The following is an 8342-nucleotide window of genomic DNA, read 5'->3' on the forward strand; positions in this document are numbered from 1 at the left end:
CAATCTCCCGCATGCCCGACGAGATTCAGCAGGCGATGGATCGCGGTGACTGGCACCTGGCCGAGAAACTCGTCGACGAACTGCCCGAACGGGTCGAGTCCGGCTTGGGGTGGCTGCGTTCGGCGGTCGTCGCGGGACAGGCCGGCATCGTCTCGGCGCTCTGCCTGCGGCACGTCGACGTCCTCGCGCCGTGGCCGGCCGGCGGTGACGCGCTCACCTGGGCAGCCGCAAACGGCGACCTGGACGTCCTCATCGAACTGCTGCCCACCGTGGAGACCCCGCCCCGGCAGGCACTGACCGCCGCGCGGCACCCCGCGATCGTCACGCTGCTCGAGGAGGCCCTCGGCATCGAACCGGAGCCGGACGACCTGCTCGATCGGGCCCGGCACCCCGGCGCCCGGGTCCACGCCACGCTGGTCCTGACCCGCCGTCGTCCGGCCGAGCCGGCCTACCGCTGGGCGATCCAACGCCTCGACGACACCGATGCCGGCTCCCGCCGGTTCGCCGCCGACGTGCTGCAGGGCCTCTCCTTCGACGACCAGCCCTTCGAGCGGGACGCCGCCGCCGTCCTGCGGCCCCGGCTCGGCACCGAGTCCGACCCGCACGTCCTCGGTGCGCTGCTCGACGCGTACGGCAATTTTCATGGACCCGGCCCGATGCCGGACGTCCGCGCCCACGCCGGCCACCCGGCCCCCGAGATCCGCGCCCGGGTCGCCGACGTGCTCACCCTCGACCCGGGCGCGCTGGACACGCTGACCGGCCTGGCCGCCGACCCGGACGGCGACGTGCGCGCCGCGGCCCTGCACACCCTGGGCGAGCGGGACGCCGGCCGGGCGGTTTTCGAGGCGCACCGGGCCGACGAGCACACCTGGTCGCGGGCGCACGCCCTGGCCTGGCTGGCCCGGCACGGTGACGCGCAGGCCGCCGCCGACCTCGACCGGCTGGCCGCCGAGGAGGACGGCCTGTACTGGCTGAACTACAGCGTCCGGCGGGCTATTTCACCGCTCCCCCGGTGATGCCCGAGATGACCCGGCGCTGGGCGACCGCGAAGACCACGATCAGGGGCAGGCTCATCAGGATCACGTACGCGAAGATCAGGTGCCAGTTGTTCAGGTAGAGCCCGGCGCTCGCCACCCGGAACAGGTTGAGCGGCAACGTGTCCAGCCGCCCGCCCACCACGAAGAACGCGTAGAACACGTCGTTCCACACGTACAGGCAGATCAGGATGGTCGCGGTCGCCAGCACCGGCCGCAGCAGCGGCAGCACCACCCGCCGGAACACCAGGGCCGGACCGGCGCCGTCGATCTGCGCGGCCTCCTCGAGCGCCGCCGGGATGGTCCGCACGAACCCGGTGACGAAGAAGATCACCGTGGACAGGTAGATGCCGAGGTAGACGCCGATCATGCCGGCCGCGGTGCCGGCCAGGCCGAGGTAGCGCAGCAGCAGCACCACGGTGACCACGGCCGGCGGCAGGATGATCCCGCTGATACCCACCGCGTACAGGGCCGCGGTGAACCGGCTGCCCCGGCGGGCCAGCACCCAGGCCGCCATCGACCCGAGCACCAGCACTCCGGCCACCGTGGGCACCACGATCAGCAGGCTGCCCAGGAACGCCGCCGGCACCTCGGCCTCGACCCACACCTCGCGCAGGTTGGCGAACAGCTGCCACCGGGACGGCCACGTCAGGTCGGGGTTGACCGCCTCGCCCTGCGACTTGCCGGCGGTCACCACCACCAGCCACAGCGGCACGCCGATCAGCACCACCACCAGCGCGACGGTGACGACCGGCTGCAGCCGCCGCCAGAGGACCGAGTCGCTCACAGAATCCGCTCCCGTCGGCGCAGCAGGTAGATGACCGGGAACGCGAGCAGCGCCACCAGCAGGAACAGCACCAGGCTCATGGTGGTGGCCTGGGCGAACAGGCCCTGCCCAAAGGTCCGGTAGATGAAGATGTTGAGGATCTCGGTGGTGCGCGCCGGCCCGCCGCCGGTGGTCGCCTGCACCACGTCGAACCCGTTCATCGAACCGAGCAGCGCGGTGGCCACCGTGAAGGTGACCGCCGGCGCCAGCAGCGGGGCCCGGATCTTCCAGAACGTGCGCCACCGCGACGCGCCGTCGATCCGGGCCGCCTCGACCAGGTCCTCCGGCACGGTCTTGAGCCCGGCCAGGAAGATCAGCATGGACAGCCCCATCCACTTCCAGGCGTGGATGAGCGACACGACCACGATGGTCCAGGTGGTGTCGGCCAGCCAGCCGGACGGTTTGAGCAGCGCCTGGAACACGTACCCGACCGCCAGTGCCGACATCAGCACCGGGATCAGGAAGAACGTGCGGGCGATCCGGTTCACCACGGTGTCGCGTTCGAGCAGCACCGCGAGCAGGAAGCCGAACACGTTCTGGAACACGGCGACCAGCACCGCGTACACCACAGTGATCCGCAGCGACCGGAACAGCGTGCCGTCACCGGCCAGCGCGGCGAAGTTGTCCAGCCCCACCGGGTTGATCGCCGCCTTGAAGCTGGACCAGTCGGTGAACGCGTACACGAAATTGAAAACGGTCGGCAGCAGGAAGAAGACCACCAGGAGCGCGTACGCGGGCACCAGGAACCACAGCGGATGAGTTTTCCGGGACATCAGAAGCCGGGAGCTCCGGCGGCTTTCGCAAGCTGGGCGAACTGGTCCTGGGTGGCCTTCGTGACCTGCTCCGGCGTCATCGTCCCGGCGATCATGTCGGCCAGGTTGATGTAGAGGTCCGGGTTGGCCACCGCGAGCGCCTGCATCGAGCCGACCGCGGTGGGCAGCGACGCGTGCACGTCGAGCAGCGCCTGCGGCACGCCGGGCGGGTTGGCCACGGCGGGCTGCAGCGAGACCGTGCTGCGGTCGTTCACGAAGTCCTGGTAGCCGGGACCCATCCAGTACGCGAGCAACTGCCGCGCCGCCGCCTCCCGCTTGGCGTCACCGGTCTTGAACGCCACCAGCGCGTTCGACTGGTCCGGGATGAACGTGCCCACGTTGCCGGACGGCGAGATCGGGAAGAAGCCGATCTTCTGGTTCAGCGCGGCCGTGTCCGCCTTGGCCTGCAGCTGCCCGAAGAACGAGTTGACCTGCACCACCATGGCCGCCTTGCCGTCCAGCAGCGCGCTGCCCTGATCCTCGAACTTGGCCGCCTTGATGTTGGAGTTGAACAGGCCCTCCTTGATCAGCGCTTGGTACTTTTTGACCGCGTCCAGCACGGTCGCATCGGTGAACTTCTCCTTACCGGTGTTGATCCGGTCCCACAGCCCGCTCTTCGCCGCGTCGGCCAGCTGCACCTGCACCCACCACTGGGTGGCCCAGCGGTCCGCGCCCATCTCGTAGAACGGCGTGACGCCCTTGGCCTTGAGCTGCCGGGCGACCGCGATCATCTCGTCGAAGTTCTTCGGCGTCGCGGTGATGCCGTTCTCGGCGAAGACCTCCTTGTTGTAGTACACGCCCTGGACCGCCGGGCTGGTGATCAGCGCGGCGTACCGGGTCTGGTCCAGCAGCCCGGTGATGTCGCGCAGCTCGGGCGCCAGCTTGGGCAGCCAGGGCGCGTCGGTGAGCGGCTGCAGGTTGGTCTTCGCGTTGATCGCGGTGAGCATCGAGGCGGTCGGCTGCCAGAACGCCAGGTCCGGCTTGTCGCCGGTGGCCACCTTGGTCTGGATGCCCTGCTCGTACGGGTCGGGGATGGTCACGACCTCGACCGTGGCGCCGGTGGCCTGCTGGAAGCCCTCGACCACCTTCTTGGGCACGGTGTTGCTGTTCTGCGCGGCCCAGATGACGAGCTTGACGCCGTCCAGCTTGGCGGTGGGCTCGGCCCAGGCGGCGGCACCGCCGGTATCGGTGGCGGTCTCGGCGGCCGGGTCGCTGCAGGCGGCGAGCAGGCCTACGGCGAGGAATGCGGCGATTATGCGTCTCATTGCGATCCTTCCAGACGGAACAGTCGGGCGGCGTAGGGGTCGGTCGTGGTCGGGGTGACGGTCAGCGCGCCGTCCGCCCAGGTGTGCTCCCACGCGGGGAGGCTGCGGGGATAGACGAGGTCGGTCCGCACCGGACCGCGCAGGTGGCCGAGCGGGAGGGTGACCGGTCCGGGGGCGCCTGCCCGGCGCCACAGCGCGAGGTAGGTGACCTGGGCGCTGCGCAGGGCGAGCGCCAGCCAGCCGTCGTCCCACGCGGGCAGTCCGAGGGGCCAGCTGGGTGCCGCGACGCCGAGCTCACCACGTTTTTGGCGGTACGCGACCAGGCCGTCCCGGACCAGGCGGTGCTGGCCGGGCGACATCGCATCGAGCCGGCCGGACAGGTACAGGCGCCCGGCCAGGCCGGTCGTCATCGCGAACCCGATCTCCTCATCGGTCATCGAGGGTTGCGGGTAGGCCCAGCTCGCCGCCTGCTCGGGCAGCACGGCCAGCGGCGCGGACACCGCGATCGGCGGGTAGCGGCGGAAGTCCTGCTGGTCGCTGGTGGACTGGAGCTGCATCCGGGTGAGCAGCGCGTAGTCGGCCCGCATCCCGCCCGAGGCGCAGTTCTCCAGGATCAGCCCGGGGTGCCGGTCGTGCAGCCGGTCCAGCCAGTCCAGGTGTGCCCGGTTGTGGCCGAGCAGCCCGGCGCCGGGGCTGTCCGCGGCGACGTCCGTACCGACTCCGGGGTCGATGTTGTAGTCGAGCTTGAAGTAGCCGACGCCCAGCTCACCGACGAGCCGGTCCACCACCTCGTCCAGGTGCGCCACCGCGGCCGGGTGCCGCAGGTCCAGGTGGTAGCGGTCGTGCTCGACCAGCCGCACCCCGCCGCGCTGCAGGAACGCGTCCGCGGGCAGCTTGTCCTGCATCGGGCTGCGCACCCCGATCACCTCGGGCTCCAGCCACAGGCCGGGAACCAGGCCGCGCTCCCGGATCCGGTCGAGCACCTCGGCGAGGCCGGCCGGGAACCGGGTCTGCGACGGCTGCCACTCGCCGACGCTGTCCCACCAGGTGCCGTCGTCGTCGTACCAGCCGGCGTCCACGCAGAACACCTCGGCACCGGCCGCGGCCGCCGCGTCGATCAGCGGCAGCAGCTTGGCCGTGGTCGGGTCGCCCATCAGCGTGTTCATGTAGTCGTTGAAGACCACCGGCAGCGCCGCCCGGTCCGGGTGCGGCCGCAGCAGCGCGCGCCGGTGCCCGGTCATCGCGGCCACCGCGCCGTCCAGGCCGTCCGCGGACACCGCGATCGACGCCGGCACGGTCGTGAACGACTCCCCCGGCTGCAGCCGCTGCTGCCATTGATGGTCGGTGTCGGTGGGGCCGAGCAGCGCCAGGTACGGGCCGTCGAGCCGCTCGCCCACCTCCCAGCGCCACGGCCCGTTGTGCTCGACCTGCCACAGCCAGGCCCGGCCATCCCGAGACGCCAGCCCGCCGGTCGGCTGCACGGAGCCGGTCGACCAGGTGCCGGAACTGGTCACCGCGTAGCAGCCGCGCCCGTCCTGGCCGTGCCGCCGCAGGTCGAGATCCGGGACCAGGTCGCGCAGCGGCCGGCGGGTCCACCGGCCCTCGCCGAGCCATTCGCCACGCCCGGCCAGCACGTCGAGGTCGTCGATCGGCTGGCCGGGCACCCCGGCGGAGAACGTGGTGACGCCGAGCAGGAGCAGCGGCTCGGTGCCGGTGTTGGTGACGGCCGTCCACGCCTGCGCGGCGGACACCCCCTCGGCCGAGCGGATGGTGACCCGCGCGGTCAGGCCGGTGCGGTCGTCGCGCTGGTCCACCCGCAACTCGTGCCAGTTCCCGTCGCGCCGCTCCGCGGTGCCGGTGCAGCGCATCCGGGAACCGATCGCGGTGCGGGAGAACCGCCGCGAGACGTGCTGCCGGCCGTGCCCGGCGGCGAGGACCTCGACCAGCGGTTGCCCGCCGGCCGGGGAGTCGCCGTCGAAGAACGTCCGCACGCACACCGGGCCGTCCGGCGGGACGTCCAGCACGAGCCGGAACGCCGGGTGTCCCCAGACCAGGGTGGAGGCCGTCAATGCTGCTCCTCGTCGTGTGCCTCAGCCGATGGCTGCGGCGATCTGGATCCGGTCGATGTTCGGCGCGAACGCCGAGGCATTGCCGAACGTGATGGTGTTGGCGCCCGCGGCGAGGTCAACGTCGACCACCGCGGTACGGAACGTGGACCAGCTGAGCGTGTTGCGGAAGACGGACCGCTTGGCGGCTCCGCCGTTCACGCTGATGTCCGCGTGCCGGTCGACGATGTTGTTGTTGTACTGGTGGTCGCCGACCACCTCGGCGTTGGCGTAGCCGACCACCATCCGGTAACGGCCGGCCGCCGGCACGGTCACGTTGTTGAACCGCAGCGTGTTCCCGGCACCGGCGCCGATCCAGCCGACGAACCGGCCACCGGTCGCACCGGCGTCACTCTCCACCCGGGCGGTGCCGGCGAGCGTGTTGCCGGCCGCGTCCGCCTCGTACGCGGTTATCGTCCCGGTGGTGGCGGCGACGTCCAGGTAGTCCACGTTCACCGCGTCCTGGTCGTCGGTCGCGTACGCGTTGACCTCGACCCGGCTGATCCCGGCCGGCAGGAAGACCTTGGTGGTGCTGGTCCGCCAGGTGTTCCAGTCGGCGGTGCCCGGCAGGGCCAGCGTGGTCAGGTCGCTGCCGTTGAGCCGCACCCGCACCGAGCGGTCGGCCGGCGCGCCGGTGTACGGCCCCGCCGAGTAGCGCAGGCCCAGGTTGTAGTAGCCGTCGCTGGGCGCCGTCACGACGAACTTGGTGCTCGCCGTCGTGCTGGCGCCGTACCCCTCGACGAAGTAGGTCCCCGAGTAGCCGGTGTTGGTCCCGTACGTGATCCGCGCGGAGCCGGCGACCGGCGCGTATTCGGCCTCGTACCGCGAGTTCGAGACGGCGCCCAGGTCCTTGTTCGGGGTGAGGACGACCTGGTACGCCGAGGCGCCCTTGAGCCCGGTGAGCGGCACGGTGACCTGGCCGCCGCTCGGGGTCACGTCCAGTTCGCGCACCACGTACGGCCCGGCCGACGGGTTGAGGCCGGTGTTGTCCACGCCCCAGACCGTCGCGTGCACCGAGCCGGCCAGGAAGGACGGCAGCCCGCGGACCACGACGTTGGTGTCGTACGTGCCGGAACCCGGATTGTTGCCGCCCAGGATGATCCGCGCCTGCTGTTTGGCCGCGTCGACCGCGGCGAGGCCCTGCAGCGACCCGCCCGGGCTGGGCGGGGTGACCGCCACGGTGTTGCCGGTGAGGTCGCCGTACCACTTGAACAGCCACCAGCCGCCGGTCGCCTGGTTGTTGCGGGTCACCAGGTCGTTGAGGCCGCCCGCGGTGGTCCAGTACGCGAGGCACCCGTCCACCTTGCTGTTCTCGAACTTGGCGACGAACTGCACCAGGTTGCCCGGCACGCCCAGGTCGCCGGAGCTGCGGCCGTACTCGTTGATGCTGATCGGCCGCGCGCTGACGCCGAGGCTGGACTCGATGGAGCGGTAGTCGTTGTAGTGGTCCTGCCAGTTGGTGAAAAAGTCGTTGCCCAGCTCGTGCCAGGTCATCACATGCGGCAGGACGTTGTTGTCCCGCGCGTAGGTGAGGAACGTCCGCAGGTCACCCGAGCGGTACGAGGCGAAGTTCGGCCCCGCGATCCGGGCGTTGCCGTCGATCGACCGGATCCGCTGGTAGACGGTCCGCCAGTCGGCGAGCAGCCGGCTCAGGTTCCCGCCGTACCAGATCAGGTCGGGCTCGTTGAACGGCACATACACGTACGACGACCGGTACGGGTCGGCGACCACCTTGCGGGTGATCGTGTCGACCTTGGCCAGGTAGTCGTTGATCCCGAGGTTCTCGTACGGCCACTGCGCGTAGACGTCCTGCATGTAGATCTGGATGTCCCGCCCGCCGGCCCGCTTGAACATCGGCGCGATCTTCAGCGCGTCCCCGTTCGGGTGCTGCAGCCCGTCCGGTGCCTTCTGGGCCGTGACCTGCGGCTTGAGCGCCGCCAGCATGGTTTCGTTGGGGACGCCCTCGTCCCCCAGCCCGTACAGAAACCCGGTAGCCCCATACCGCAACGCGCCGGTGTTGCTGGCCAGATCCACCGCGAACTGCGACGGCGCCGCACTGGCCGGCTGCGCGGGCACCGCAGCCACCAGAGCAGCCACCGTCATCACCCCCGCAAGGGCCCGTCTCCTGGGTCTCATAGCCGCCACCCACCTCCTGAACGTCATCGATGTGACCGGTCACATTCCGCCCCAGAGTGTGACCGGTCACATCGACGAAGCGAAAGGGTCCGTTACGGTGTTGTTACCAACATGCTGCGCCGGCCCAGCCCACCCCACATCACAGCGCCGCCATCCACACCGCG

Annotated in this window: 6 protein-coding genes; 1 reads left to right on the top strand and 5 read right to left on the bottom strand. The window is 70.8% G+C overall.

Annotated elements, in window-relative coordinates; genetic code table 11:
* The first annotated feature begins 11 nt into the window (after positions 1-11).
* Complete coding sequence (locus tag Ari01nite_RS34220; RefSeq protein ID WP_203786372.1) at positions 12-1016, top strand: HEAT repeat domain-containing protein; 1005 nt, start codon at positions 12-14, stop codon at positions 1014-1016.
* Here Ari01nite_RS34220 and Ari01nite_RS34225 read toward each other — a convergent pair.
* From Ari01nite_RS34225 to Ari01nite_RS34245, 5 genes are read right to left on the bottom strand one after another with little or no spacing between them, the layout of a single operon-like run.
* Positions 994-1821, bottom strand: coding sequence for a carbohydrate ABC transporter permease (locus Ari01nite_RS34225; RefSeq protein WP_203786373.1), 828 nt, complete (start codon positions 1819-1821; stop codon positions 994-996). The two genes, Ari01nite_RS34220 and Ari01nite_RS34225, sit on opposite strands and share 23 nt — an antisense overlap.
* Positions 1818-2633, bottom strand: coding sequence for a carbohydrate ABC transporter permease (locus Ari01nite_RS34230; RefSeq protein ID WP_203786374.1), 816 nt, complete (start codon positions 2631-2633; stop codon positions 1818-1820). Before Ari01nite_RS34230 ends, Ari01nite_RS34225 begins: the two co-directional genes overlap by 4 nt.
* Complete coding sequence (locus Ari01nite_RS34235; protein WP_203786375.1) at positions 2633-3937, bottom strand: ABC transporter substrate-binding protein; 1305 nt, start codon at positions 3935-3937, stop codon at positions 2633-2635. Before Ari01nite_RS34235 ends, Ari01nite_RS34230 begins: the two co-directional genes overlap by 1 nt.
* Positions 3934-6006, bottom strand: a complete 2073-nt coding sequence (locus Ari01nite_RS34240; protein ID WP_239163268.1) for an alpha-galactosidase — start codon at positions 6004-6006, stop codon at positions 3934-3936. Before Ari01nite_RS34240 ends, Ari01nite_RS34235 begins: the two co-directional genes overlap by 4 nt.
* A gap of 21 nt (positions 6007-6027) precedes the next feature.
* Entirely contained in the window at positions 6028-8145 is a 2118-nt protein-coding gene (locus Ari01nite_RS34245) for a carbohydrate-binding protein (protein WP_239163273.1), read from the bottom strand.
* Positions 8146-8342: the final 197 nt, after the last annotated feature.

The sequence above is a fragment of the Paractinoplanes rishiriensis genome (assembly GCF_016862375.1).
Classification (GTDB): domain Bacteria; phylum Actinomycetota; class Actinomycetes; order Mycobacteriales; family Micromonosporaceae; genus Actinoplanes; species Actinoplanes rishiriensis.

Coding starts and splice junctions, on each gene's coding strand:
- Ari01nite_RS34220 (WP_203786372.1), top strand. CDS start 12: ATGCCCGACGAGATTCAGCAGGCGATGGATCGCGGTGACTGGCACCTG.
- Ari01nite_RS34235 (WP_203786375.1), bottom strand. CDS start 3,937: ATGAGACGCATAATCGCCGCATTCCTCGCCGTAGGCCTGCTCGCCGCC.
- Ari01nite_RS34230 (WP_203786374.1), bottom strand. CDS start 2,633: ATGTCCCGGAAAACTCATCCGCTGTGGTTCCTGGTGCCCGCGTACGCG.
- Ari01nite_RS34245 (WP_239163273.1), bottom strand. CDS start 8,145: ATGACGGTGGCTGCTCTGGTGGCTGCGGTGCCCGCGCAGCCGGCCAGT.